The 26,466-nt window shown below is 45.1% G+C and carries 21 protein-coding genes; 12 read left to right on the top strand and 9 right to left on the bottom strand.

What is annotated here, in order from left to right; genetic code table 11:
* Positions 1–251: 251 nt before the first annotated feature.
* Together recO and ACTJKG_RS01425 are read right to left on the bottom strand one after the other, a co-directional pair.
* Positions 252–977, bottom strand: coding sequence for a DNA repair protein RecO (gene recO / locus ACTJKG_RS01430; RefSeq protein WP_440738138.1), 726 nt, complete (start codon positions 975–977; stop codon positions 252–254).
* 1 nt (position 978) lies between these two features.
* Positions 979–1,335, bottom strand: a complete 357-nt coding sequence (locus tag ACTJKG_RS01425) for a diacylglycerol kinase family protein (protein WP_172336034.1) — start codon at positions 1,333–1,335, stop codon at positions 979–981.
* Positions 1,336–1,894: 559 nt separating this feature from the next.
* On the opposite strand from ACTJKG_RS01425, the gene ACTJKG_RS01420 reads away from it, so the two are divergent.
* From ACTJKG_RS01420 to ACTJKG_RS01410, 3 genes are all read left to right on the top strand, one after another.
* The gene (locus ACTJKG_RS01420; protein WP_440738137.1) at positions 1,895–2,938 is read left to right on the top strand and encodes an SDR family oxidoreductase; all 1,044 of its coding nucleotides are present in this window, start codon (positions 1,895–1,897) and stop codon (positions 2,936–2,938) included.
* A gap of 411 nt (positions 2,939–3,349) precedes the next feature.
* Positions 3,350–4,027, top strand: a complete 678-nt coding sequence (locus ACTJKG_RS01415; protein ID WP_172336036.1) for an NAD(P)H-binding protein — start codon at positions 3,350–3,352, stop codon at positions 4,025–4,027.
* Complete coding sequence (locus tag ACTJKG_RS01410) at positions 4,015–4,824, top strand: helix-turn-helix domain-containing protein (protein WP_440738136.1); 810 nt, start codon at positions 4,015–4,017, stop codon at positions 4,822–4,824. Before ACTJKG_RS01415 ends, ACTJKG_RS01410 begins: the two co-directional genes overlap by 13 nt.
* A 494-nt stretch (positions 4,825–5,318) precedes the next feature.
* On the opposite strand, the gene ACTJKG_RS01405 is transcribed toward ACTJKG_RS01410, so the two are convergent.
* Both ACTJKG_RS01405 and ACTJKG_RS01400 read right to left on the bottom strand, forming a co-directional pair.
* Positions 5,319–6,005, bottom strand: coding sequence for a LytR/AlgR family response regulator transcription factor (locus ACTJKG_RS01405; RefSeq protein WP_440738135.1), 687 nt, complete (start codon positions 6,003–6,005; stop codon positions 5,319–5,321).
* 13 nt (positions 6,006–6,018) lie between these two features.
* Positions 6,019–7,461 carry a sensor histidine kinase gene (locus tag ACTJKG_RS01400; RefSeq protein WP_216650587.1) on the bottom strand — a complete coding sequence of 481 codons (1,443 nt, stop codon included), beginning with the start codon at positions 7,459–7,461 and terminating at the stop codon, positions 6,019–6,021.
* Positions 7,462–7,658: 197 nt separating this feature from the next.
* Between ACTJKG_RS01400 and ACTJKG_RS01395 the strand changes: the two genes are divergently transcribed.
* The 4 genes from ACTJKG_RS01395 (at position 7,659) to ACTJKG_RS01380 (ending at position 12,476) form a co-directional block, all read left to right on the top strand.
* Entirely contained in the window at positions 7,659–8,207 is a 549-nt protein-coding gene (locus tag ACTJKG_RS01395; RefSeq protein ID WP_172336039.1) for a TetR/AcrR family transcriptional regulator, read from the top strand.
* Between the two features lie 38 nt (positions 8,208–8,245).
* Positions 8,246–9,094 carry a sialate O-acetylesterase gene (locus ACTJKG_RS01390; RefSeq protein ID WP_216650588.1) on the top strand — a complete coding sequence of 283 codons (849 nt, stop codon included), beginning with the start codon at positions 8,246–8,248 and terminating at the stop codon, positions 9,092–9,094.
* Between the two features lie 141 nt (positions 9,095–9,235).
* The gene (locus ACTJKG_RS01385) at positions 9,236–11,572 is read left to right on the top strand and encodes an efflux RND transporter permease subunit (protein ID WP_172336040.1); all 2,337 of its coding nucleotides are present in this window, start codon (positions 9,236–9,238) and stop codon (positions 11,570–11,572) included.
* A 127-nt stretch (positions 11,573–11,699) separates the two neighbouring features.
* On the top strand, positions 11,700–12,476 hold the full coding sequence (locus ACTJKG_RS01380; RefSeq protein ID WP_440738134.1) for an SDR family oxidoreductase: 777 nt from the start codon (positions 11,700–11,702) through the stop codon (positions 12,474–12,476).
* Here ACTJKG_RS01380 and ACTJKG_RS01375 read toward each other — a convergent pair.
* Positions 12,473–12,673 carry a hypothetical protein gene (locus tag ACTJKG_RS01375; protein WP_172336042.1) on the bottom strand — a complete coding sequence of 67 codons (201 nt, stop codon included), beginning with the start codon at positions 12,671–12,673 and terminating at the stop codon, positions 12,473–12,475. The two genes, ACTJKG_RS01380 and ACTJKG_RS01375, sit on opposite strands and share 4 nt — an antisense overlap.
* A gap of 60 nt (positions 12,674–12,733) precedes the next feature.
* Positions 12,734–12,937: a hypothetical protein gene (locus ACTJKG_RS01370; RefSeq protein ID WP_166092591.1), complete on the bottom strand. Its 204-nt coding sequence runs from the start codon at positions 12,935–12,937 to the stop codon at positions 12,734–12,736.
* Positions 12,938–13,010: 73 nt separating this feature from the next.
* On the opposite strand from ACTJKG_RS01370, the gene ileS reads away from it, so the two are divergent.
* From ileS to ACTJKG_RS01355, 3 genes are read left to right on the top strand one after another with little or no spacing between them, the layout of a single operon-like run.
* On the top strand, positions 13,011–16,403 hold the full coding sequence (gene ileS / locus ACTJKG_RS01365) for an isoleucine--tRNA ligase (RefSeq protein ID WP_172336043.1): 3,393 nt from the start codon (positions 13,011–13,013) through the stop codon (positions 16,401–16,403).
* Positions 16,404–16,787, top strand: coding sequence for a TraR/DksA family transcriptional regulator (locus ACTJKG_RS01360; RefSeq protein ID WP_166092596.1), 384 nt, complete (start codon positions 16,404–16,406; stop codon positions 16,785–16,787).
* A complete protein-coding gene (locus ACTJKG_RS01355; protein ID WP_172336044.1) occupies positions 16,788–17,393 on the top strand; it encodes a lipoprotein signal peptidase in 606 nt (201 codons plus the stop codon).
* Positions 17,394–17,666: 273 nt separating this feature from the next.
* Here the strand turns inward: ACTJKG_RS01355 and ACTJKG_RS01350 are convergent, their stop codons facing one another.
* Positions 17,667–19,058 carry a Gfo/Idh/MocA family oxidoreductase gene (locus ACTJKG_RS01350; protein ID WP_172336045.1) on the bottom strand — a complete coding sequence of 464 codons (1,392 nt, stop codon included), beginning with the start codon at positions 19,056–19,058 and terminating at the stop codon, positions 17,667–17,669.
* Positions 19,059–19,242: 184 nt separating this feature from the next.
* Between ACTJKG_RS01350 and ACTJKG_RS01345 the strand changes: the two genes are divergently transcribed.
* Entirely contained in the window at positions 19,243–21,147 is a 1,905-nt protein-coding gene (locus ACTJKG_RS01345) for a beta-N-acetylhexosaminidase (RefSeq protein WP_440738133.1), read from the top strand.
* A 162-nt stretch (positions 21,148–21,309) separates the two neighbouring features.
* Here the strand turns inward: ACTJKG_RS01345 and ACTJKG_RS01340 are convergent, their stop codons facing one another.
* A complete protein-coding gene (locus tag ACTJKG_RS01340; protein WP_440738132.1) occupies positions 21,310–22,956 on the bottom strand; it encodes a S8 family serine peptidase in 1,647 nt (548 codons plus the stop codon).
* A gap of 122 nt (positions 22,957–23,078) precedes the next feature.
* Entirely contained in the window at positions 23,079–24,620 is a 1,542-nt protein-coding gene (gene amaB, locus ACTJKG_RS01335; protein WP_440738131.1) for an L-piperidine-6-carboxylate dehydrogenase, read from the bottom strand.
* A gap of 240 nt (positions 24,621–24,860) precedes the next feature.
* Between amaB and ACTJKG_RS01330 the strand changes: the two genes are divergently transcribed.
* Positions 24,861–26,264, top strand: coding sequence for a tetratricopeptide repeat protein (locus tag ACTJKG_RS01330; RefSeq protein WP_172336049.1), 1,404 nt, complete (start codon positions 24,861–24,863; stop codon positions 26,262–26,264).
* Positions 26,265–26,466 lie beyond the last annotated feature (202 nt).

The raw sequence follows: 26,466 nt of genomic DNA, 5'->3' as shown, positions 1-26,466 counted from the left end.
TGGATAGGTTATAGCTATAGCTATAGTGCACATTATAAGCGCAATGTGTGTTAATTTTTTATTAAAAAATTAGTCTACTAATTCCATAGTGCATATATTTGTTATAATTGTTATTATCGATCTAACCAATTAGTTCTTTATGGTAAATAATGAGGTCAGTCAACAAAAAAGAGGCAGCCTTGGGCTTTCTCTTTTTTTATTTCGGGCCACCTTATATTTTACTATTGCAGCATAAAGCCCCGATTTAATTTTCAGGACAACACTTCTTCCAGCACATCGGCAGAACGGATATTGCCGAAACCCTCTATATGTAACGCGTAATATTCTAATAACTTTTGGATCAGGTAACGACGCTCATCATTACTCCATTTTAACTGCTGCATATTTTCGAAGCTACACTGCAAAAGCTGGTGAAAATTTTGTGTATGTGGGGGCGACAGATATAGAAGGCTATCAGGCTTATAGTTGCTGAATGTGCCGTTTTTCATATCAAAATAATCAGCCTGACCTGCCTGGTATCTATCCGGGTAAAAACCCAGGTAACGGGTAAGCTGAACCAAAAACAGCAGGTGAAAATTAGCCACACTCCCTGTTTGATGATCAAGCCACTCAATGGCGCTAAATACAAAATCAAACAAACTTTCATCGGGCGATTGCTGCTTTACAGCTTTGTATAGCACTTCGTTCAAAAAAATAGCGATGCAGCTTTTGATCACATCATAAGGGATGCTTTGCAACACAGGCGAATTTTTAAGCTCTGAAATGCGCTGTACGCTACCGGAGTTTTTATGATAAACAACCAGGTCAAGCAGGTGCAGGGGCTGCAGCATATTGCGGCCTATTTTGGCCTTGGGTTTTTTGGCGCCGTTAATGATGTATGATTGCAAACCAAACTTTTCGGTAAATAGTTGTACAATAACACTGGTATCGCCATAGTCGGTTGCTTTAAATACAATGCCCCGGGTTTTATGCAGCATATTATACCAGTAAAATAAGTTTGGGTATAAAAATTATACAGCCTGTAACCAGCGCAAACACGGCAGCTATAACCACAGCGCCGGCGCTAACATCCTTTACATGCCCGGCTTTGATATTGTATGTAGGCGAAACCAGGTCGGTGAGGGTTTCGATGGCTGTATTGACGAGCTCGGTAACCAGTACCAGGGTTATACTGATAGCTATCCATTGCCACTCGGCGGTGGATAGGTGCAGCGCTATGCCCAGGCCAATAGCCACCACGGTAGCCCCCAGGTGTATCCGGAAATTGGGCTGGGTACTGGTGGCGTATTGCAATCCCTTAAAGGCAAAACCAAAACTGCGTATCAGTCTTCTCATATACAAAAATACATTGTTATCGGCACTTATGAATTTGGTAGCCTAAAAACTTTTTAAACCCTGAATTTTAACAAATTTTTAGTCAAAAACAGGGTGAAAAAGCGCTGCTTTTATCCACTTTAACTAAATTTTAACGCCACTTTAACACTTTTTAACAAATTTTTGATGGGTTTTGAAAAGTTTAAAAAGTATTAAATTTTTGATTGTCAAATAACTAAATTAAAAACAGCCTGTTTTTTTGCTTTTTATTCTTTAACACAACGGCCCGGTTCTCCTTTTTACAGAAAACCGGGCCGTTGTATATATACAAATATACCAATAATTATTGAATGACTGAGTTACTGATTTAGTGAATTTTTTTACCAAGGGTATAGCTTCTTCAAAATATACACATGTCATATGAGCGCCTGCAGTAAGTACTAATGTTGGAGTAACAATAATCAAGTAACTTCTACCCGTCAGGATTTGACTGGGCCTTTAAACAAAGCAAATCAGGTCTTTTAAACAAAACGCTGTTTTGTTATTACATCGAACTTTGTTGCATCAAATTATTAATCAGATGACAACAATTTCAAATAATGAAAAAACAGTGCTTGTAACCGGCGGTTCGGGCTTTATAGCAGTGCATTGTATACTGCAACTGCTCAATGCAGGTTTCCGGGTAAAAACTACCGTTCGGTCGTTGACGCGTGAACCCGAAGTACGGGCCATGCTGAAAGAAGGCGGCGTGGATGCGGGCGATCGCTTATCATTTATAACCGCGGAGCTAGGCTCCGATGCCAATTGGAACGAAGCTGTAGCCGACTGTACCTACGTGATACACGTTGCTTCGCCAACACCTTTAAATGAATATAAACACGAGGATGAAATGATCATCCCGGCCCGTGAAGGCGTGCTACGCGTTTTGCGTGCCGCGCGTGATGCCGGGGTTAAGCGTGTGGTACTTACATCGGCTATTGGCGCGGTGGTTTACGGTCACAAACCTCAAACGGCGCCATATACCGAACAAGACTGGACGGTGATTACCGGAAACACACCTGCCTACCAAAAATCAAAAACACTGGCCGAACGCGCAGCCTGGGAGTTTATCGAAAAAGAAGGCGGCACGCTGGAGCTTTCGGTGGTGAACCCTGTTGGTGTTTTGGGGCCAGTGCTGGGTACAGATTATTCACATTCCATCCATTTTTTGCAGAACCTGATGGAAGGGAAAATGGCGGGGAATCCAAAGGTCAATTCTTCCTATGTGGATGTGCGCGATGTGGCCGATCTGCATTTGCGGGCCATGACCGATCCGGCGGCCAAAGGGCAGCGCTTTATTGCCACCGCGGGCGAAAGTATCTGGATGGTAGAAGTGGCCAAAATACTCAAACAAAATATGGGCGCATTGGCAGAAAAGGTGAGCGTTAAAGAATTATCGAATACCCTGGTACGTATGGCGGCGTTGAAAAACCCGATGGCCAAAGCCATCATCCCTTTTTTGGGCGTGGTGATGAACACGACCAATCAAAAAGCGGTAAGTATGCTGGGTTGGTCGCCCCGTTCAACCGAAGAGGCTATAGTGGCTACTGCCGAAAGCCTCATTCGTTTGGGTATCGTGAAGTAAATATTGCTTTTAATTTTGTCCACGCGGGGTCTCTTTGAGAGCGCCCTGCGTTTGGAGTTGTGCCGGAAAGAAACTCAGGAGCCCCTTTCAGGAGATCCTAAGGGGGACGGAAAAGGGGCTGTCACCCTGAGCCATTGAAGGGAGCTCGGCACAACACCCATCAAAAGTGGCAGGGCTTTGTACGATTCCTTCCCTCGGGAAGGGGAGGAAGGGGTTTATGGAACAGGATAATCATCGCGCGCAGAAACCCCTCCCCGCCATTACACCAGCCCAACGCCCCCCTCCCGTGGGGAGGGAATTAAAAAACTTTTGCTTTTATCATAAAAATAAGCATGACACCCTGGTTCGATAACATAAAACTTAAATTAGTATAAACGCGATTACAATCCACTCAAAACAAATAAACGCATAATGAAAATCGTCATTACGGGAGCTACGGGTTTTTTAGGCCAGGAAGTACTAAAACAACTACTGGCTGATGCAGCTGTTACCGAAGTGGTTTCGCTGGTTCGCCGGCCGGCCGGTATCACCAATCCTAAGTTGAAAGAGCTGGTGCTGAATGATTTTTTGGATTATACCGCGATAGCGGCCGATATGGAGGCCGATGCCTGTATCTGGTGCCTGGGTGTGCCGCAGGGGCAAGTTACGAAAGAAGAATATATCCGGATCACCTATGATTATGCCATGCAGGCAGCCGGGCAGATGCTGGCGTTAAACCCGCGGTTGCGCTTCTGCTTTGTAAGTGGCGCTTCGGCCAGCCAGGAAGAGAAAGGCATTTCTTTGCAGGGGCGCATCAAGGGGCGCACCGAGAGGGAACTGGCCAAGCTGAGCAACAATGTTTTCCTGTTCAGGCCGGCATTTATCAAACCTGGGGACAAACATACCCCAAGACCGCTCATACCAACCATCGCCAGGTATGTTACCAACTTGCTTGATCTATTTTCAGAAGCTTTCAGCATTAAGGTGACAACCCTGGCCGCCTGCCTGATCGACGTAGCGAAAAATGGGGGCGACAACCGGTTAATGAACAATATCGCTATTCGTCATTATCAGGATAAATTCGATAATTTTAATATATGGAACCATTAACGCCTACCATTGTACCGGAGATATTTATATCCTGCAAAAAAGAAGCGCATTACAGCCGTGAACTGGTGCTGCCGCAGCCCGCGCTGGTAAGGGTAATGTCTGGCGAGGTAAGGATTGCCGGTGCCCACAGGCATTTCAGTTTTTTTGCAGGCGATACGGTGCTGTTTCCCCGAAATCAACTGGGGCGGATGAGCAAGTTACCCCTGAACGGCGAACCCTGTATTGCCGTATCTATCGTTTTCAGGCAGGAAATCTTAAGTCAATATTATACGGCTCATCCTATCGATCCGCAGCCGCATCAAGCCATCGGCCTGATACAGCTGGCCGATCACCCTTTGCTTGAAAGTTTGTTCAATTCGCTCACGCCTTATTTTAAACTGGCTGATGCCTTGCCCGCTGATCTGGCTGCTTTTAAAATGGAGGAAGCCATAAGGGTACTACGCGCCATTGATAAAAATGTAGATCAGTTGCTGGGCCAGCTTGATGAGCCGGGAAAGATAGACCTTGCGGACTTTATGGAACGGAATTATATGTTTAACCTCACCGCTGCCAAATTTGGCTACTTAACAGGCAGAAGTTTGACCACGTTTAAGCGCGATTTTAAAAAAACGTTTAACAATACCCCAGAGAAGTGGCTCACTAAAAAACGCCTGGAACTGGCACATTACCTGATATCCGAACAAAAAAGAAAACCATCTGATGTTTATTTCGATGTAGGTTTTGAAAACCTGTCGCACTTTTCCTTCGCGTTTAAAAAGCAGTTTGGCTATAACCCTACGGCTGCTTTCGCCGCGTAGTGAGGCGTGTTTGTTATGTCTTGTTTCCAGCAATTATAGTTTGTGTATGAATATCTTTGACATGTCATTTCGAACGAGGTACGAGGAGAAATCTTCTTCGATCTGCTATTTTAGCTTGCTTGGCGTAGAAGATTTCTCCTCACCCTTGTGTACAATTCCCATCTCGGTTCGTTCGAAATGACACCTTTTTTAACCCTACTAATATTTATACCTAATGCTACCACAAGCGCCCCGCTTGTGGGCATATGCAATGAATATTTAGTCTTGTCCTGTGAACCACAAGCGGGACGCTCGCGGTAGCGATGGGGTTTTGTAAGCCCCATCGGGGCTAAAGCTTTGTAGAAATGAATTTGATTTCAAAACCAGTGCCGTAGGTACTGCACCCAGGTTGCATACCTACGGCATGCTAAATATTTATTGTTTATTTGCTACAAAGCTTTTACTCTTACGGAGTATTACTTAATTTAATGCTAATGCACTTGCGGTAGCATTATTCAACCCAGTTCCTGTAAACATTGGGCATAGGTGGCGCCGATGGGGATGCTGTGGCTACCTATCTGTACCTGTGTACGGTCGAACTTATTTACCTTACTGCGTGCTACAATATAAGCCCGGTGGGTACGGATAAACTTTTTGGGCGGTAGCAGCATCAGCATATCGCTTATGGTTACCCGGGTACTTAAAGAACGGTCGCCCTCCAGGTGGATGCGGGTGTAATTGCCCGCGGCTTCAATAAACAATATCTCGTTCAGCTCCACTTTAATTTGCTCGTAGCCATCTTTTATAAATATGGAGCTTGCCACTTTAGCAGTATTAGGTCTGTTGCGTAAAGTATATAGCTCATGGGCCTTGTTACAGGCTTTTAAAAAACGAGGTAACGAAAATGGTTTTAACAGGTAATCCACGGCATCCAGCTCAAAGCTTTTTACGGCATGTTCTGAATAGGCTGTGGTGAAGATGACCAGGGGCGGATTGCTGATGCTGTTTAAAAAATCAAGACCACTGATGTCGGGCATTTTGATATCCAGGAACATCAGGTCGATTTTGTTTTGCCGCAGATAATCCAGGGCCTCAAAAGCATTGGTAAATATGGCTTTCAACTCCACAAAAGGCACTTTGGAGGCGTGTGCCTGCACAATGTTCAGCGCAATGGGTTCATCGTCGATGGCAATGGCTATCATTCTTTAAATGTAATTAATTATCCAGTTGCAAGGTAAGATGAACAAAAAACTCCGTTGCGTTTTGGCGAATAACCAGCTCGTGCCTGTCGGGATACAGGAGTGCCAGGCGCTGTTTTACGTTGTCGAGCCCGATGCCGCTTTGGCCCTTTTCCGGGTCGTTATCCGGCTTGATATGGATACTGTTATGTACATCAAAATAAAGGGTATTGCCGCTGGTATTAAGCGTTACTTTAATATGCGATGGATTGATCAAACTGATGCCGTGCTTAAAGGCATTCTCCACAAAGGGGATCAGCAGCATGGGCGTTATGGTCAAATCGGATGTAATGTCTTCTATCTGTGTTTCGATAACGATAGCCGGCGAGGTTGAGGTACGCAGCTTTTGCAGCAGGATATAGTTTTTCAGATAATCGGTATCGCGGGATAAAGCGATCTTGTCCTGGATGTTCTCCTGCAGCATGAAACGCATCATATCGCCCAGTTTCTGGATGCCCTCGCCTGTGCGTTCGGCATTTTCCTGCAGGGCGGTGCCGTAAAGGGTGTTCAGGGCGTTGAATAAAAAGTGAGGATTTATCTGTGATTTTAAAAAGTTAAGACTGGCATCTGATTTACCCAATTCCGTTTTCAGGGTTTTGATCTCTTCGTCTTTTTTGGCATTGCGCCTTTTAAAAATGCTCCATGAAAACGGGGCTACGAGTATAAGCTGTGCAAAGAAATTGCTGATCACAATGACGGCTATCTGTTCTTCGTCGGTATTGGCCTCGATGGAAAACACGTGTGATGTTGGGCCTAACAGACGGTTACCCCCTTTAAAACAAAGGCCCAGTATCCACAACGCTATACATGACAGCAGTGTTAAGCCCATCATGCGGCCATAGTAACGCGCATAGCTCCTTTTGGGTAAAAATGTGGCGGGCAGCAGCCGGTGTACCGAGTATAAATAAACAGTGATCATGGCTGGTACGGTAAAGGCGATAAAAAATTTAACTCCTTCGGGCGATCCCAAATAAAGGGCGGCTACAATGAGCAATATCCAGGATGCGGTGAGCAATGCCGCATCGTAATACAGCACGTTTGCAGTGTTACGGCTATCGCGGTTAAAAAATGTGAGTAGTAGCTTGATAGCCAGCAATACGGCGAAATATAGGTTAATGATGCCCAATGTAATGCAGGCATATATGAAAATTAAAATAAATAAAGTGCCGCCCGGCGAAATATGCGTTTGGTTTTCAAACACAGGCACCATATAAAAACAAATAAAAGCATAACAAATAAATACCATAATATGGTTAAACAACACCGGGGCCAGTATGCCCACAAAATAAGTGTGATGAATATCGTTAAGACGGATCTCATCAATAAGCGATAAGATAAAGGATAAGATGAGGCAGCCGGTAACTATCCAGAATTCAATAAGGGAAGCTCCTTTTAGTTTTATACTTAATTGCTTGTACATGACAGGTTAGATTTTGAATGCTTGGTTTACGGCTACAATAGTACAAAAGCCCGGCGATGTTAAAATTGAAATGTGATAAACCCTTTAAAAAATGTGACGAATAATAGTTCGAGTGGTTTTAACGGCCCTGCATTGATAAGAGGGGTTAAAATAAAAATGTCTCATGTGTGTGACATTTGTCTTATATTTGCGCCAGCATGACAAGTCAGAAAATTATAGACAACGCCATAGCGGTTTTGAATGAGGATTTTTATGCCCCGCTGGATATCATTGCCGGGCAGGCAGGCGTAAACAGAAGAACCCTGCACCGGCATTTTAAAGACAGGGCCGCATTGATAGACGCTTGTTGGGCCGATATGATGCAAACCTGGCATCGGGCGATGCTCGCGGCTTATCATAGCAGTACCGATCCTGTGGTGCAGTTGGAGCAGATGTTATATGCGGGTATTGATTGCGGGGTGAAATACGCGTTTTTGAATACGCTTCAAACAAAATACTTGAACGAGAAAGCGGGAGCCGTTGAAAATGAAGCTTACGAACAGGCAAAAAACAACTGGTTTAGCCTTGTTCCGGAACTGCAGCGTCAAAAGCTGATCAGCGACAGCTTGTCAGTCGCTTGGATCCGCATGCTGTTTGTGAACATGATCAATACTACTATACAAGCATTGCGATCGGGAGATGTTGCTCCGAATGATATTAAAAAATTCGCCTGGTACTCTTTTAGCCGAAGCATAGGTTTGCTATAAGTGCTGTTGGGTATTGGGTTAAGTGATTACAAAGATTAATGATGATACACTCCTTTTTATTAATAGGTCAGTCAAATATAGCCGGGCGTGGTTTTATACAGGAAGTTCCACCAGTTTTTAATGAATCTGTTAAAATGCTGCGCAACGGTCGCTGGCAGATCATGACAGAACCTATCCATAACGACCGCCCCTCGGCAGGCGTTGGTTTGGCGGCATCCTTTGCCGCTGCCTGGCATTTGAATAATCCGGCAGAAGAAATAGGCCTGATCCCCTGTGCCGATGGCGGCACCAGCCTGGACGACTGGGCGGTTGGTGGTGTACTTTTTGACAACGCCCTGGCCCAGGCAAAACTGGCGCAGCGCAGCAGCCGGCTATCGGGTATTTTATGGCACCAGGGCGAAAATGATTGTTCTGCGGATGGCGCCGCAGCATATGCCCAAAAATTTGACCGGATAATTAATGGATTGCGTACTGAATTAAATGTGCCGGATGTTCCTCTGATTGTGGGGGGACTGGGAGATTTTTTAACGGCCGGTTTGTACGGCAGTTATTTTACTGCTTATCCATTAATTAATGAGGCGTTGTTGCAATATGCCCAAACGCGTAACCATTGTTATTTTGTGACCGCAGCGGGCTTAACGGCCAATGAAGATCAGATTCATTTTAACGCGGTATCCCAAAGGATACTGGGTATACGTTATTTTGAAGCATTTAACACGCGGGCGCACATTACAGCACCTTTGCCTTATGAGCATAACCTGGTGCAAACTATTTACAATAGGCCTTTTACCCCGAAAGAAGAGAAATTGTTACTGGAAAACCGCTTTGCATCCGGCAAAATAACATTGCAGGAGTTTCGGGAGCAGCTGGTGCTTATTGCCGGGTAATGTCCATCCATAAGCTAAAATTATCTGTTCCCCCCCCGCTATAAATGACGTTGTAGGTTAAGTTTTTGTCACAATGTCAATATCTTGGGCCGGTGGGTAAATCAAATTTCGTAGTTTAGCGGTGCCCTTAAAGTCACTCAAATGTTCTGGAAACATACCGCTTCTTTTATCCTTAAAAACCGTCTCATCGTATTTATCTGCGTTTTAGCACTGAGCGCTTTTATGGGTTTTGAAGCGTCGAAAGTAAAAATAACCTTTAACGGGGGCAAAGTGCTGCCCGTTACCGATTCGGCCTACATCCGCTATAACCAGTTTAAACAAACCTTTGGCCAGGATGCCTCATCGATGGTTTTGGGTATCAAATCGGACAAAATATTTGATAAAAATGTGTTTAACGATTGGTACCAGATAGGTACCCAGCTAAAGCAGATCAAAGGGGTAAAGGCAGTGGTTTCTATCGCCAATGTTTATGATCTGCAAAAGGATACCCTGCAGCACCGCTTTGTGGTAAAGCCACTGGTTACCGGGGTACTGCCCACCGCGCAGGCGGTTGATAGCGTAAAGCAGCATTTGTTAAACCTGCCATTTTACAAAGGTTTAATATGGAGCAACGATGGTCAATCGACCTTAATGGCGATAACGTTTGATGATAAGATCATCAATACGCCATACCGTGTGCCCATCATTAACAAAATGCTTAAACTGGGCCAACAGTTTGAACAAAAGCATAGCATCAAGGTACATTACTCGGGCCTGCCGCTGATCCGTACTGTTGTTGGCGACTTGGTGGCTCATGAGTTTTCCATGTTCCTGGGCTTGTCTATATTGATTACGGCTGTTATCCTGCTTATCTTTTTCCGGTCGTTTTTCCCGGTAATATTCCCGGTGCTTATTGTGGTTCTTGGGGTAGTATGGAGCCTGGGCATCCTATACATGATGCATTACGAAATGACCATTTTAACCGGCATCATTCCGCCGCTGGTGGTGGTTATCGGCATCCCGAACACTATTTTTATCCTTAATAAATACTACCACGAGTTTGATATATCGGGCAATAAAATGGAGGCATTAGCCATAGCGCTCGAAAAGGCCGGTATTACCACTTTTATAGCTAACATTACTACCGCCATTGGTTTTGGTGTGTTGTGTTTTACCAACAGCGAGTTGCTTACCCAGTTTGGTTTGGTGGCTTCGCTGGGCATATTATCCACATTTGCTTTGAGCCTGATATTGGTGCCTATCGTATTCAGCTATCTACCCGCTCCGAAAGCCAAACAAAACGGTATTAAGGACAGCCAATGGATGAAAGCCTTGCTGGTTAAGCTGGATACCCTGGTGCATCAAAAACGGAAAGCCATTTATATTACCACGCTTGTATTGGTGATTATTTCGGCAGTGGGCATTTATCGTATCAATATCAATGGCTACGTGGTCGACGATCTGCCTCAGCATAACAATACCCTGGAAGACCTTAAATTCTTTGAATCGAACTTTAACGGGGTATTGCCTTTGGAGGTAAGTATTGATACCAAAAGAAAAAACGGAGTGGTGAACCAAACGGTGATCCGCAAAGTAGAAAAACTGGAAAAGCTGATTTCTTCGTACCCGCAGTTCAGTCGTTCTATTTCCCTCATCCAGGTGTTGAAATTTTCTACCCAGGCATTTTATGGCGGCAATGCGGAATACTATCGTTTACCCGATGGTCTGGAGCAGAATTTTATATTGAACTATGCCGCTAATTCGGGCAAAAGCTCATCCGGGGCGCTGAACACTTACCTGGATAAAGATCACCGTATAACCCGGGTAACTTTTGAAATGGTTGATGCCGGTTCAAAAAAAATGAACGTGGTACTGGCCGAACTACAGCCCCGCATCGACTCGATATTTAATCCCAAAAAATTTCATGTGGAGCTTACTGGCTCCAGCATTATTTTCATCAAGGGCACCAATTACCTGCTTACAAATTTGTACGAAAGTCTGGCCTGGGCCATTGTGCTGATAGCCGGGGTAATGTGGATCTTGTTCAGGGGTGTAAAAATGATAGCTATTTCACTGGTGCCTAACCTGGTTCCGCTCATCATCACGGCGGGCATTATGGGCTTTTTCGGTATCCCGCTCAAGCCATCAACCATACTGATATTCAGTATCGCGATGGGTATCTCGTCCGATCAAACTATTTATTTTATCACCCGCTACCGCCATGAGCTGCGCTATACCCGTAAAAGCATATCGCGCATTGTGTCTGATACCATTCGTGAAACCGGGGTGAGTATGATATTTATAGCCACGGTGCTGTTTTTTGGCTTCGGCATATTCGCAGTATCCAAATTTGGCGGAACCGTAGCCCTGGGGGTATTGTTGTCTATCACGTTACTGGTAGCGATGATCAGCAATCTTACGCTGCTGCCCGCTTTTTTACTAAGCCTGGATGGCGGCGTTGATCGTAAAAAAATAAAAGGACCGGATATAGAGGAGTAAGAGCCTCACCCCGGCCCTCTCCATCCCGATAGCTATCGGGAGAGGGAGTGTAAATAAACTTTAATCACGCAAATCAGAACATTCTCTCCCGATAGCTATCGGGATGGGGAGGGCAGGGAGGGGTATTATGGATCTTAAACTCAACAACAAAGTAGCCGTAATATTAGCGGCCAGTAAAGGATTAGGCAAGGCTGTAGCCACAGCTTTATCTGCCGAGGGCGCAAAAGTGATCATTGGCTCGCGAGATGAGGTGGAATTAAATAAAACAGCCGCCGAAATAAATCAGCTCACCGGGAACGAGGTGATCGCGATACCAGTTGATGTTTCCAAAGCCGACGAGATAGACGCTTTCGTTAACAAAGCAGGGGACGCTTTTGGACGGATAGATATCTTGCTGAACAATGCCGGTGGACCTCCTTTTGATAAATTCGAGAACTTTGACGACGAGCAATGGCAAAAAGCTTTTGATCTTAACCTGCTAAGTGTTGCACGTTTGAGCAAGCTGGTATTGCCGCACATGCAAAAAACAGGCAGCGGGCGCATCATCAATATTGTTAGTGTTTCGGTAAAAGCCGTGCTGGGTGGTTCGGTACTGTCGACCGCTATGCGGATGGGCGTGGTGGGGATGGCCAAACTCATGGCCGATGAATTTGGTCCGTACAATATTACTGTAAACAATGTGGCTCCGGGATTGATCCTGACCGACAGGATAAAACATACCTTACCCAAAGATGTAGATCCGGAACAAGCCATAAAAGACAGGGCCAAAAGCATACCGCTTGGCCGCATTGGCAAACCCGAGGAACTGGCAGCGTTGGTTACCTTCCTGGCATCAGAGCAGGCGGCTTATATCACCGGCACAACCATACAGGTAGATGGCGGGGCCAGCAGGAGCATCTTTTAATTCAAGGCCTGCTCGTTTTTAGCTGGCTTGTTTTTTGTAAAAAGCGATATCAGACCAGCTATGAACGTAACAGATGTAAGGCCCATCACAAAGCTGGCCCATTTGTCGGCGGTTGAATGATCTGCACTTTGCAGGCTGATGATTAAAGCTGCAATAAATAATATTCCCGAAATAATGATATATGCTTTAGATCTCATTTGGCGCTTTTTATAAGTATATATAAAGATATAAATTTTAACTGTCTTAAAAATAACAGATCAGGCTCCTTTTTTTGTTTCGCGCAGGTAATCAATAACCAGGGTAATAATACTGATGATGCCGGCTATGGTGAGGCCCAGAGCAGCACCCTGAACAAGGTCTTTCCACCCCGAATGGAATAAAGCAGGGATAGCCATTGATGCCGAAAACAGGATTACGGCAATCAACAACATCAATACTGTACGCCTTACTTTATTTTTCATTCGTCCAAATTAAAAAAATCATTTATAATTTCCGTATTTTTGCAACCTCTAAAAATTGAGGTGAACTATATACATGTATAAGGAATATAAGCAGTTAAACCTATCGCAAACAGGCAAAGAGATACTGGAGTTTTGGAAGCAGAACAACATATTTGGCAAAAGTATCAGCAGTCGTCCGGCAAGTAACCCCTACACGTTTTACGAAGGGCCGCCGAGCGCTAATGGTATGCCCGGTATTCACCACGTGATGGCGCGCTCTATTAAAGATATTTTTTGCCGTTACAAAACGCTAAAAGGTTTCCAGGTAAAGCGTAAAGGCGGTTGGGATACCCATGGCCTGCCCATTGAGCTTGCTGTTGAAAAAGCTTTAGGGATAACCAAAGATGATATCGGTAAAAAAATAAGCGTTAAAGAGTATAACGATGCCTGCCGCAAGGAGGTGATGCGCTATACAGACGTTTGGAACGACCTGACCGAAAAAATGGGCTATTGGGTTGATCTTGACGATCCGTATATCACCTATGAAAACGAATACATTGAAAGCCTTTGGTGGATACTGAAGGAGTTTTATAAAAAGGATCTTTTATACAAAGGTTATACGGTACAGCCATATTCGCCAAAATCGGGTACAGGCTTAAGCTCGCATGAGCTAAACCAGCCGGGCACCTACAAAATGGTAAAGGATACTTCGATAGTAGCTCAGTTCCATTTAAAGAACGATCAGCAGCATCCCCTTATCCCTGTTTTATTTGAAGATGTAAACGAGGATACTGCGATACTGGCCTGGACAACCACTCCATGGACACTGCCATCAAACTGCGCCCTGGCCATTGGCGAAAATATCGACTACGTAAAGATCCGCACTTTTAACCCTTACACCTATGAGCCGGTAAGTGTAGTGCTGGCCAAAGCCCTGGTAGGCAAATACTTTAAAGCCGAAGGCCAAAACGCCTCGTTCCAGGATTATAAAGGGGGCGATAAAGTTATTCCATGGGAAATAAGAGCTGAATTTAAAGGCGTTGAGCTGATCGGTTTGCGTTACCACCAGCTGATGCCTTACGTAAGTAATGAAAACCTGGAGAAAAACGCTTTCCGCGTGATCCCGGCCGACTTTGTAACCATCGAAGACGGTACAGGTATCGTACACACTGCTTCTATTTTTGGTGCGGATGACTTCAGGGCCTGTAAAGAACAAAACGTACCATCGGTAATGGTATTGGATGAAACAGGCAAGGAAGTTCCACTGGTTAATAAACAGGGGCGTTTTGTTGATGAAGTGACCGATTTTGCCGGTCGCTACGTTAAAGAAGAATACTATAGTGATGCAGAGCGTGCCGAGCCAGGTTTTAAGGCAACGGATGTACTGATCTCCATTAAACTGAAAGAAGACAATAAGGCGTTTGACGTTAAAAAATATGAGCACAGCTACCCACACTCATGGCGCTCAGACGAACCGATATTATACTACCCGCTCGATAGCTGGTTTATCCGTACCACCGCGGTAAAGGATAAAATGGTGGAGCTCAACAAAACCATCAATTGGAAACCGGAATCAACGGGGACAGGTCGTTTTGGTAACTGGCTGGAAAACCTGGTAGATTGGAACCTGTCGCGTTCACGCTACTGGGGTACACCGTTACCTATTTGGCGAGAGGAGAACGGATCTGAAGAAAAATGTATTGGCTCTATTGCCGAGCTGAATGCCGAGATCGAAAAATCGATAGCAGCTGGTTTTATGCCTGCAGGCTTTAAGCTGGAAGATATGCACCGCCCTTATGTGGATGATGTGATCCTGACCTCGGCTGCCGGTAATAAAATGTTTCGCGAGCCCGATTTGATCGACGTTTGGTTTGATTCAGGCGCTATGCCTTATGCGCAATGGCACTTCCCTTTTGAAAACAAAGAAGAGTTTGCTGCGGCCTACCCTGCCGATTTTATTGCCGAAGGGGTCGACCAAACCCGTGGCTGGTTCTTTACCCTGCACGCTATAGCCGTAATGCTGAGCGAATGCAGCGACGAAGTAAAAGCGGTGAATGCCAAAGTGGGCAATAAAGGTATCTCCTTCAAAAACGTGGTTTCAAATGGTTTGGTGCTGGATAAAAACGGCAACAAGATGTCGAAACGGTTGGGCAATGCTGTTGACCCCTTTACCACTATTGAACAATATGGAGCCGACGCCGCTCGCTGGTACATGATCAGCAATGCCGCGCCATGGGACAACCTTAAATTTAACGAAGAAGGTATTGATGAAGTTCGTCGTAAGTTTTTTGGTACGCTGTACAATTCTTACTCTTTCTTTGTGCTTTACGCCAATATCGATCAGTTTAAATATAGCGAGCCCGAAATAGCATTGGAACAACGCCCGGAAATTGATCGTTGGGTAATATCATTACTCAATACCCTGAGCCGTGAGGTGGATGCTTTTTATGCCGATTATGAGCCGACTAAAGCCGCCCGTGCTATACAGGAGTTTGTAGATGCGCATTTCAGCAACTGGTATATCCGCTTAAGTCGCCGCCGTTTCTGGAAATCAGATAACTCCGATGATAAGCTGTCGGCTTACCAAACATTGTATACCTGCTTAATCACCATCAGTAAATTAATGGCGCCAATAGCTCCGTTTTTTGCCGATAGTTTATACAAAGATCTGAATAAGGTTACCGGTAAAGAGGAATTTGAATCGGTACACCTGGCGTATTTCCCAACCTATCATGATGAGCTGGTTGATGCCGACCTGGAAGAGCGCATGAAACTGGCACAGGATGTATCATCATTGGTATTATCATTGCGTAAAAAGATCGAGATTCCGGTGCGCAGGCCGCTAAGCAAAATATTATTACCTATATTGGACAAGGGCTTTAAGAAGCATGTGGAGCAGGTAAAAGAATTGATCTTATCCGAAACCAACATCAAGGATATTGAATATATTACCGATACCGCGGGCATTATTAAAAAGAAAATAAAGCCGAATTTTAAGGCTCTTGGTCAAAAAGTAGGTAAGGATATGAAGGCTGTGGCCGAGGCTATAAATAATTTTACACAGGATGATATAGCCAAACTGGAAAGTGATGGCGCTGTTAATGTTCTTGATAACAAGTACTTAATACAAATTGCGGATGTAGAGATTATAGCAGAAGACGTTCCCGGATGGCAAGTTGCAAATTTGGGAAAACTAACTGTAGCTTTAGATGTTACCATAACCAACGAATTAAAAGAGGAGGGGATTGCGAGAGAGTTGATAAACCGTATCCAGAACCTGCGTAAAACAAAAGGTTTTGAGGTTACTGATAAAATTGACGTTCGCATTAGCGAGCACCCTTATATCAGCGAAGCGGTAAAAAATAATTTATCCTATATTTGCGCCGAAATTTTAGCAGAGAGCATAGTGCTTGACGCTCAGTTACATGAAGGTGACAAAGTAGAGATTGACGGAAATGAAATTTTTATTGTTATTAGTAAAGTATAAATGAAAGTAGAAAACGAAAAAACCAGATATTCTGAATCGGACCTGCAAGAGTTTAAAACTCTTATTCTTGATAAACTGCGTATTGCCAAAGAAGAGTTAAACTCGCTGGCAACTTCGTTAAGCTCGCCAAACGCGAACGGAACTGATGATACTGCCGGTACTTATAAAACCTTGGAAGATGGCTCGGCCACACTGGAAAAAGAACAAATTAACCAGTTAGCTGCCCGTCAGAAAAAATTTATTGATCAGTTGGAAGCCGCCCTGGTGCGTATTGAAAACAAAACTTATGGTATTTGCCGCGAAACCGGTAAACTGATACCAAAGGAGCGTTTGCGCGCCGTGCCGCACACCACCTTAACTATGGAAGCTAAATTAAAGCAATAAATGAAGGCTGCTTACACCAAACCTTTTCTCACTGCTATATTTATTATTCTTTTTGACCAGATCATTAAAACCTGGGTAAGGGCACATATGTTCATGGGCGAAGAGATCCGCTTTTTTGGTAGCCATGGCATGCTGCACTATACCGAGAATAACGGTATGGCATTTGGCATGGAATGGGGAGGTGACGCAGGAAAACTTGCATTGACGCTGTTTCGCATTTTTGCGGTATGCGGTATTGTTTATACGCTTATTTATTTAATAAAGCATAAATACCACCGTGGCCTCATTATGAATGTGGCGCTCATTTTGGCCGGAGCTGTTGGTAATATCATCGACTCTACCTTTTATGGTATCATGTACAATTATGCCCCGCTATTTCACGGGCGTGTGGTTGATATGTTTTATTTCCCATTGTTCCGGGGTACATTCCCGGCCTGGGTACCCGTTTGGGGTAATGAGCCTTTTGAGTTTTTCAGACCGGTATTTAACCTGGCCGATGCCTCTATCTGCGTAGGTGTTATCCTGATACTGGTATTTCAGAAACACTATTTCAAACACGAAGTTCCCGAAGTGAACAGTCCCAACAGTGAAATGGTGGAAGAATAAAAGATTTAAATTTTACTATACATATGAAAAGCCGCGTTAAGCGGCTTTTTTGTTTTATATTAATATGTCATTGCGAGCGAAGCGTGGCAATCTCCTCGCGTTCAATATGCAAGTGAGGAGATTGCTTCGTCGTTCCTCCTCGCAATGACATAAAGGCTAATGTCATCCTGAACTTGTTTCAGGATCCCATAGGACAGGCTAACCTGTATGTTGCTCACCTTGCTAATGGGGTGCCGAAACAAGTTCGGCATGACCGGTTGATTGCATTAATCCCTACACCAGCCTCATCCCCACCGGATCCCATTTGATCACCCGGTTCTCAAAATAACTATCGTTACAGGCCAGGCAAGGCGCCGCGGCGCGGAAGCCAAAAGCCGCATCCTCAACCACGGGTTTGCCTGTACGCATCGAATCAAAAAAATTGGCGAAATGCTCGTTGGAATCGCTATAGCCTTCGGGCTCATGGTAAACTACATCATCCAGCTTGGGTGTTTGCTGATCGGCAGCCGAATATTTTTTATTGTATTCCTCAATAATGGCTTTTTGCATGGCCTCGGGATAGGTGCCGAGCGAATCCCAGCCTCCGTAACCTGGTGCTACCGGCATTTTGCTTTTATGTATGGTAAAGCCGCCGCCATCGCTCATGTCGATAACGCCTTCAGAACCTACGATCTTGGTTGAAGCGCGGTCACCTTCACCACTCACAAAATTTACTCTCAGGGTAGCCTGAAAAGCCGGGTGCTCCGGTGATTCTGGATAGGATATCACGGCGCTCATCACATCAGGAACATTACGTCCATCCTTCCAGTAGTCGAGGCCCCCAATGGCAAATATTTTATCTGGTCCTTTGGATCCGGTGATGAAATGAATACCCGAAAGCAGGTGTACAAACAGGTCGCCGGCTACACCGGTGCCATATTCGCGGTAATTGCGCCATCTGAAGAAACGATTACTGTCATAAGCATGTTTCACCTTGCTGTTGGCCTGGTATTGCTCCCAACCCACCGTTTGCGGCGATGCATCCAGCGGAATAGTATATTGCCATGCACCCAGCGCGCTTTGCCTGCTAAAAGAAGCCTCAACTGCGTTGATCTTACCAATAGCGCCCGCCTGGTAAAGCTCCTTTGCCTTTTTAAAGGCGATACCACTCACCCGCTGACTGCCTACCTGGAAAACCGCTTTGGTTTCCTGCTGGGCTTTTATTTCATTCAACCCCTCGCTAATGTGGTGCACCATCGGTTTCTCGCTGTAAACGGCTTTGCCCTTGTGCATGGCTTCGATAGATATGGGGCTGTGCCAGTTATCGCTGGTAGCTACAATAACGGCATCAATATCTTTGCGGTTTAAAATATCGTGGTAATTATCGGTGGTGAAAATATTGGATCCATATACCTCCTTAGTGCGTTGTAACCGGCCCTTGTACAAATCGCAGGCGGCCACCAGCTCCACACCCGGCACGGTAAGCGCGGCGTGGGTGTCATTAAAGCCCATAATGCCCATGCCTATGGTGGCTATCCTGATCTTATCATTAGGACTTACGCGTTTTTCGGCCTGTAAAATTCTTTTTTCATGCTCTTCTTTGGCCGCCAGGCTGGTGAGCGATGCCGAAGTGAGGAGTACAGAGGTGCCAAATTGTTTTAAAAACTTTCTTCTGTCAGTTGCCATAGGTATCTGGTTTTAGGTCAGGTAAATGAATAATTGGTTTGTACGATCAGTTATATACTACAGGCGCAGCTACGGATGTATTGATATGCAATTTAAAACAACAAAATTTAGCTTGCAACTTTTTAATTTTATTTAAAAAGTTTAATTTGCATACCGTTTCCCAATTAAAACATATCTCTTCTGTATGAAAAAATTATCCTTATTGCTTTGCTGTTGCCTTGCGCACGCCCTATCGTTTGGCCAGGTTGCCCAAAGCGGCTTATCCATTATTCCCGAACCGGTAAAAACCACGCGTACGGCGGGTCAGTTCCTGCTGCCCAAAAGCGTTATAGTGGAGGCGGGTAGCCAGTCCGAATTAGCGCCCGTAACCAGTTATCTGAAAAAGAAACTGACTACAGCGCCGGGATCATCCGTGACCATTAAAAGTGCGGCCCCCACGGCTTCTATCCGGCTTGTTTTAAATAAAACTGTTGATGCCGCTATAGGTACCGAAGGATATACCTTATCGGTAAAGGCTAAAAAGATCGTGATCAGGGCCAATGAGGCTGCGGGTTTGTTTTATGGTGTGCAAACGCTGATGCAATTATTACCCGCCGATATTGAAAGCAAGCAGCTGGCGAAAAATGTGAAGTGGACGGTGCCTTGTGTGGAAATCACCGATTATCCACGCTTTGCCTGGAGGGGGTTAATGTTTGATGTGGCACGCCACTTTTTTACAAAAGCCGAAGTAAAACAATATATAGATGCCATGGTGAAGTACAAGCTGAACCTGTTGCACCTGCACTTAACCGACGATGAAGGCTGGCGCGTAGAGATCAAAAGTTTACCGAAGCTGACCACAGTTGGCGCTTATAACGTTAAAAAGGTGGGCCAGTTTGGAACGTTTACGCCACCTGCCGCGAATGAACCACGTACTTACGGTGGATTTTATACCCAGGAAGATATCCGCGAACTTGTCCAATACGCCAAAGACCGCTTTGTAAATATATTACCGGAGATAGATGTGCCGGGGCATAGCCTTGCTGCTGTTGTAGCTTATCCGGAACTATCCTGCACGCCCGGCGCCGATAAATATGTGGTTAACTCCGGCGAGCCTTTTATGGATTGGAGCGGCCCGCACAACAGGGCCATTGTGGATAACACCCTTTGCCCGGCCAATGAAAATGTATACACTTTTCTGGATAAGGTAGTGACCGAAGTGGCGCAACTCTTCCCCTTTGCTTATATCCATATGGGCGGTGATGAGTGCGCTAAGAACTTTTGGGAGCAAAGCGATGCTATAAAAGCCCTGATGGCTAAAGAAGGACTGAAAACGCAGCAGGAGGTACAGAGCTATTTTGAGAAACGATTAGAAAAAATAGTAGAATCAAAAGGTAAAAAGTTTATGGGCTGGGATGAGATCATTGAAGGCGGCCTTGGTCCGAACGCCGCGGTAATGAGCTGGAGAGGGATAAAAGGCGGTATTGAAGCCGCTAAACAGGGCCATGAGGTAGTGATGAGCCCAACAACTTTTGCCTACCTGGATTATATGCAAAGCGACCGTGTTAACGAAACCAAAATTTACGCCACACTGCGCCTGAGCAAATCGTACGAGTTTGAACCCGTGCCTGATAGTGTTGATGCCAGGCTGATCAAAGGCGGGCAGGCTAATTTATGGACCGAGCAGGTGTACAACATTCGCCAGGCCGAATACATGACCTGGCCAAGGGGTATGGCCATTGCCGAGTCGGTATGGTCGCCAAAGGAAAAGAAAAGCTGGCCTTACTTCTTTGGAAAAGTAGAGAAACAGTTCGACCGCTTTAACGCTGCCGAAACTAAATACGCGCCAAGCGCTTATGATCCCTCATTTAATGCCACACGCAATGCTGATGGTACACTAAAAATAACGCTGACCAATGAGGTGGATGGCCTGGATACCTATTACAGTTTTGATAATTCGTTCCCGGATAATTTCTATCCAAAATATACGCAACCTATTGATGCGCCAAAGGATGCCACAACGCTGCGGGTGATCACCTACAAGGGTAAAAAACCAATTGGGCGGATGGTTACGATGCCACTGTCGGAATTGAATAGTAGAATTAAATAAAGTGATCAATAAAAAAGCCCGGCCGTTTATCGGCCGGGCTTTTTTTATTTCATATCCCTCTGTCATTCTGAATGAAGTGAAAAATCTTCTTCATTACGCGTGTTGGGTTGCGAGGCTCTCGAAGAAGATCCTTCGTTCCACAGGATGATAAAGAGCGGTTTATCAATTGGCCCGCTCGCCCTTCATTTTCGAGGCAATTTGTACGGCTTTGTAAGCATTTACAATACCACCGGTTTTGCTAAGGGTAGTAAAATCAACTTTGATGGTTTTGCTGCCCGGTCTGAACACCGTAGTGCCGGTTAAAGGTGTGGCCGATTGCAGGATGATCTGTTTCAACTGTTTAGCGCTCAGCGTTGGATAATACTCCAGCAGTAGAGCTGCTACACCTGCTGTTATGGGCGATGAAAAACTGGTACCGTCTTCGGTCATAAACTCGGCATCGGTGTCAACAGTAGTTACTTTAACACCCGGGGCAAATACATCTACATTCTTTTTGCCATAGTTGGAGAAATCGCCAGCCAGGTGCTCGCCTAGTTTAGGGCCCGATGCGCCAACATTGATCACATTATCCGCGTCGGTTGATCCATCCAGGAAAGTATCGTTTGGATAATCGGGAGTAATATCAACATCCTGGTTATCGTTGCCAGCCGCTTGTACCAGCAGTACGTCTTTAGATGCGGCATATTTAAAGGCTTCATCCAGCCACTCTTTATGTGGTGATATTTTTTTGCCGAAGCTCATGTTGATGATACGAGCGCCATTATCAACAGCATAGTGGATAGCGTTGGCGATATCTTTATCATATTCATCACCATTAGGCACCGCTTTGATGGCCATAATACGTACGTTATCGGCAACGCCATTGATACCATAGCCATTGTTACGGATCGCCCCAATCAAGCCGGCTACGCCGGTACCGTGTGAGGCATCTGTGAATTTAAGCAGGTTGTTGCCATAAGGTTTATGATCCATGCTGTCCACATTATCCCCAACTATGCGTTTGCGGGCTTCCAAATCGGGGGACAGGTCGTTATTTAATTTGGCCAGGTACTCGCTCAGATCTTTGATAATGGCGGCATTGGTTTTATTAATGCCTTCCTGCGAGAAAATAGAATCCCAAACATATTTGCTTTGGGTAAGGGTGTCATTAGCCAGTTTAAGTTTTACCAGGTCGGCCTGTTTAAATGTGCCGTTGGCAGGCAGGCTAAGCCCTCTTTTGATATAGCCGCTGGTTACCATCAGCGCATTCATGATGGGTTGTAATTGCTCGGTCTCGGTGCGCGATTTGTTTACTGTGCTATCGTAAGTGGTTTTTACACGTTTCCAGTAGGCGTATTGTTTTTTATCAACAGCGTTGGTATCTGTTAGGTTTTCAAATTTACCTTTCAGCTTATTGTATTCACGTACCTCTTCGGTGGTTTCATTAAAATCGGCTTTGCCATCGGGGCCGCCCAAGAAATTCCAGCCATGTATATCATCCACATAACCGTTATGATCATCGTCGATGCCGTTACCGGGAATTTCTTTAGTATTGGTCCAAAGGATACTTTTCAGGTCTTTTTGTAAAGTATCAATACCGCTATCTATCGTAGCTATCACCACAGGCTTGCTTTTTTTGCCTTGTAAAAAAAGATAAGCGGGTTTAAGGCTGATGCCATAAAAACCGTTTTCTTTCAGGTCCATCAGTTGCCAGCCTTTGGGCGGCTCGGGTTCTGCCGGAGGAATTACTTGTGCAGAAATTGTTTGACTTAATGTTAATGCAGTTAATAAGGTGGTGCCGGTGATTAATAAATTGCGGTAATTGAACATGTACAAAAATTAGAAAATAAAAAAATCATTAAATGGATTCGGGGATCGTGTTGCGAGGTTCGGTGATCTTTTCTTATAAAGTATTAATATCCCGATCCGCGCAACACGATCCTCGAACCTCGTTAAAGGTCAAACTTGATGCCTTGTGCTAAAGGCAACGTTTTTGAATAATTAATAGTATTGGTTTGGCGCCTCATGTAAACTTTCCAGGCATCAGAACCAGATTCGCGACCGCCGCCGGTTTCTTTTTCACCGCCAAACGCGCCGCCTATCTCTGCACCCGATGTGCCGATGTTTACATTAGCTATACCACAATCAGAACCAGCGTAGGATAAAAATTGTTCTGCCTCGCGCAAATTATTAGTCATAATAGCCGATGATAAACCCTGCGGAACACCATTTTGCAGGTCGATGGCCTCATCAAGCGTGCTGTATTTTATCAAATAAAGTATCGGGGCAAAGGTTTCGTGCTGCACTATTTTAAAGTGGTTCTCCACCTCAGCTATACAAGGTTTTACGTAACAGCCCGATGAATAGTTGTCGCCTTCGAGCTTGCCGCCTTCTACTACAAATTTCCCGCCTTCGGCTTTACATTTTTCGATAGAGTCCAAGTACAGGTTTACCGCATCATGATCAATAAGCGGCCCCATGTGGTTATGCTCATCCAAAGGATTGCCAATGCGGATCTGTTTATAAGCGTTCACCAGCTTTTGTTTAAAGGCCTCATAAACACTTTCATGAATGATGAGCCTGCGCGTGCTGGTACAACGCTGGCCGGCAGTACCCACCGCGCCAAATACGGCGCCGATAAGCGACATGTCCAGATCTGCGTTTTCGCTGATGATGATAGCGTTGTTGCCGCCCAGCTCCAGCAGGCTTTTACCCAAACGGGCAGCCACAGCCGCGCTAACCGCCTTACCCATACGTGTTGAGCCGGTAGCTGATATTAAAGGTACCCGGGTATCGGCAGCCATCAGCTCGCCAATGTTACGGTCGCCGATGATGAGGTTGGATACCCCCTCTTCAATATTGTTCTTTTTAAATACTTCCTGCGCGATGTGCTGGCAGGCAATGGCGGTCAACGGTGTTTTTTCTGATGGTTTCCAGATACAAACGTCGCCGCAAACCCAGGCCAGCAGGGAATTCCAGCTCCAAACTGCTACCGGGAAGTTGAATGCCGAGATGATACCCACAATGCCCAGCGGATGGTATTGCTCGTACATGCGGTGATTGGCCCTTTCGGAGTGCATGGTTAATCCGTACAGCTGACGGCTCAAACCAACGGCAAAATCGGCAATGTCTATCATCTCCTGAACCTCGCCCAAACCTTCCTGCAGGCTTTTGCCCATTTCGTAAGATACCAGGCTGCCCAGGTCGTGCTTATGGGCACGTAAAGCCTCGCCTATCTGCCTAACGATCTCGCCGCGCTTGGGGGCAGGGGTATTGCGCCAGGTTTTAAAAGCTTTAGATGCTTGTTCAACTACCTGGTTATAATCGTTTTCGGAAGCAAATTTTACGGAGGCTATTTTTTTGCCGTCAACCGGCGATATGATATCTTTTACGGTAGCGCCTGCGCTGCTGCCCCAGTGGTTTCCTGTACTAAAAGCATCATTAATATCGTTTATATGTAAACGTTTTAGAATGTCTGAAATATCGAGGTTCATAATTGTTACTTTTGTCAAAGGTAAAAATCTTGAGGCAATTTTTAGTTTATCCACCTTTCGCACGCGAATTGATTGTGGTTAATTATCAATACTTTGCACACAAATCATGTTAAAAATGTGCGAATGTTGAAAACTAAATTGTTTATTGGAGGCTTACTTGTTGTAATTTGAACTCAATAAGTCTTTACGAAGGCAATAACAATTGTTAACCTAAAGCGGATGTTCTGCAAACAAAACTGAATGGAAGAAGAATTTGAATTTGGTTTTACCGAAGATCCAAAGTTTTCGGTAGAACGGTACGAGGAGATGATCCGTAATCACGACCAGTACTTTTTTGATGCCCAGGCGTTTGAGAACATTATCGACTATTACATAGAGAAAAATGATCCGGCCAAGGCACTGCAAGTAGCAGAATACGCGCGTAACCAGCACCCTTTTGCAGCGGTTTTTTTAATTAAACAGGCACAATTACTGGTTGTTACCAATAAAGTGACCGAGGCATTCGCGGCTTTGGAAAAAGCGGCTATGCTGGAGGCTTCCGACGCGGATATCTATATTATTCGCGGTAATCTGTACGAAAGTATGGAGCGCTATGGCGAAGCCCTGGAAAATTATGAAAAAGCATTGGGCCTGGCAGAGGAAACCGACGAGATCCTATTGCATATTGCCTATGTGTACCAGAACATGGGCGACTATGACACAGCCATAACCTACCTTAAGCTTTGCCTTAAGCAGAATATGGAAAATCAGGATGCCCTTTATGAACTGGCGTTTTGCTATGACGTAATGGACAACCAGCAGGAGAGCGTACAGTTTTATCAGCAGTATATCGATAACGAACCTTACAGTTATGCTGCATGGTATAACCTGGGTAATGCTTACACCAAGCTGAGCCTGTTTGAAAAGGCTATCGACGCTTACGACTACGCCATACTGATCAAAGACAGCTTTGCATCGGCCTACTTTAACAAGGGTAATGCCCTGGTTAACCTGGAAAAATATGCCGAAGCTATTGAAGTATACCGCCACACCTTTGAGTACGAACAGCCTAATGCCGATACTTACTGCGCTATTGGCGAATGCTACGAAAAGCTGGAGCAGATGGATGATGCGCGTGCCTTTTATAAAAAATCGGTTAAGATGGACCCTAAGCTGGCCGACGCCTGGTTTGGCATAGGTGTTACGCTTGATTTTGAGGAGCGCTATTTTGAAGCCCTGCATTTTTATAAAAAAGCGCTCGACCTGGATATCGCCAATGCCGACTATTGGTTTGCCATAGCCGATGCCGAATATAAATTGGGCCACATGCCCGAAGCTGAGCAGGCTTATGAAAAAGTGGTAGAGCTTAATCCGCTGGATATTGATGCCTGGTTGGATTACTCATCCATCTTATATGAGCAGGACAGGTTGCCCGGCGCTATCGAGATCATTTCGGAGGCTATTAAAAACAACCCCGAAGCGGCCGAACTTTATTACCGCATGGTGGCTTATTTATTTGCCAAAGGCGAATACAATGAGGCCCTGAACCATCTGGAGATGGCCCTAACCAGCGATCCGGATAAGCATTATATTCTTTTTGATTACCTGCCGCAATTGCAGAAGAACAAAGTGATTGTGGATATTATAAATAAGTATACGAAATAAACAGATGGGCGAATGAATGAATGGCGGTTGATCTCAGTATCAGTCGCCATTTTTTGTTTAAGGTGAGCAGGGTGTCATGGTGAGCCCCGTCGAACCACGGTGGGCAGGCCTCAGCGCGCGAGTCTTCGACTGAGCTCAGACTGACATCCCTTTTTACACCATGATCAATGCTTCCTTTAATCGCCATATAAATTTTACAAAA

The sequence above is a fragment of the Mucilaginibacter sp. 22184 genome, assembly GCF_052045695.1.
Classification (GTDB): Bacteria; Bacteroidota; Bacteroidia; order Sphingobacteriales; family Sphingobacteriaceae; genus Mucilaginibacter.
The sequence above is the reverse complement of the archived record's forward strand: the minus strand, read 5'-3'. Positions and strand labels throughout refer to the sequence as shown.

Coding starts and splice junctions, on each gene's coding strand:
- recO (WP_440738138.1), bottom strand. CDS start 977: ATGCTGCATAAAACCCGGGGCATTGTATTTAAAGCAACCGACTATGGC.
- ACTJKG_RS01425 (WP_172336034.1), bottom strand. CDS start 1,335: ATGAGAAGACTGATACGCAGTTTTGGTTTTGCCTTTAAGGGATTGCAA.
- ACTJKG_RS01420 (WP_440738137.1), top strand. CDS start 1,895: ATGACAACAATTTCAAATAATGAAAAAACAGTGCTTGTAACCGGCGGT.
- ACTJKG_RS01415 (WP_172336036.1), top strand. CDS start 3,350: ATGAAAATCGTCATTACGGGAGCTACGGGTTTTTTAGGCCAGGAAGTA.
- ACTJKG_RS01410 (WP_440738136.1), top strand. CDS start 4,015: ATGGAACCATTAACGCCTACCATTGTACCGGAGATATTTATATCCTGC.
- ACTJKG_RS01405 (WP_440738135.1), bottom strand. CDS start 6,005: ATGATAGCCATTGCCATCGACGATGAACCCATTGCGCTGAACATTGTG.
- ACTJKG_RS01400 (WP_216650587.1), bottom strand. CDS start 7,461: ATGTACAAGCAATTAAGTATAAAACTAAAAGGAGCTTCCCTTATTGAA.
- ACTJKG_RS01395 (WP_172336039.1), top strand. CDS start 7,659: ATGACAAGTCAGAAAATTATAGACAACGCCATAGCGGTTTTGAATGAG.
- ACTJKG_RS01390 (WP_216650588.1), top strand. CDS start 8,246: ATGATGATACACTCCTTTTTATTAATAGGTCAGTCAAATATAGCCGGG.
- ACTJKG_RS01385 (WP_172336040.1), top strand. CDS start 9,236: ATGTTCTGGAAACATACCGCTTCTTTTATCCTTAAAAACCGTCTCATC.
- ACTJKG_RS01380 (WP_440738134.1), top strand. CDS start 11,700: ATGGATCTTAAACTCAACAACAAAGTAGCCGTAATATTAGCGGCCAGT.
- ACTJKG_RS01375 (WP_172336042.1), bottom strand. CDS start 12,673: ATGAGATCTAAAGCATATATCATTATTTCGGGAATATTATTTATTGCA.
- ACTJKG_RS01370 (WP_166092591.1), bottom strand. CDS start 12,937: ATGAAAAATAAAGTAAGGCGTACAGTATTGATGTTGTTGATTGCCGTA.
- ileS (WP_172336043.1), top strand. CDS start 13,011: ATGTATAAGGAATATAAGCAGTTAAACCTATCGCAAACAGGCAAAGAG.
- ACTJKG_RS01360 (WP_166092596.1), top strand. CDS start 16,404: ATGAAAGTAGAAAACGAAAAAACCAGATATTCTGAATCGGACCTGCAA.
- ACTJKG_RS01355 (WP_172336044.1), top strand. CDS start 16,788: ATGAAGGCTGCTTACACCAAACCTTTTCTCACTGCTATATTTATTATT.
- ACTJKG_RS01350 (WP_172336045.1), bottom strand. CDS start 19,058: ATGGCAACTGACAGAAGAAAGTTTTTAAAACAATTTGGCACCTCTGTA.
- ACTJKG_RS01345 (WP_440738133.1), top strand. CDS start 19,243: ATGAAAAAATTATCCTTATTGCTTTGCTGTTGCCTTGCGCACGCCCTA.
- ACTJKG_RS01340 (WP_440738132.1), bottom strand. CDS start 22,956: ATGTTCAATTACCGCAATTTATTAATCACCGGCACCACCTTATTAACT.
- amaB (WP_440738131.1), bottom strand. CDS start 24,620: ATGAACCTCGATATTTCAGACATTCTAAAACGTTTACATATAAACGAT.
- ACTJKG_RS01330 (WP_172336049.1), top strand. CDS start 24,861: ATGGAAGAAGAATTTGAATTTGGTTTTACCGAAGATCCAAAGTTTTCG.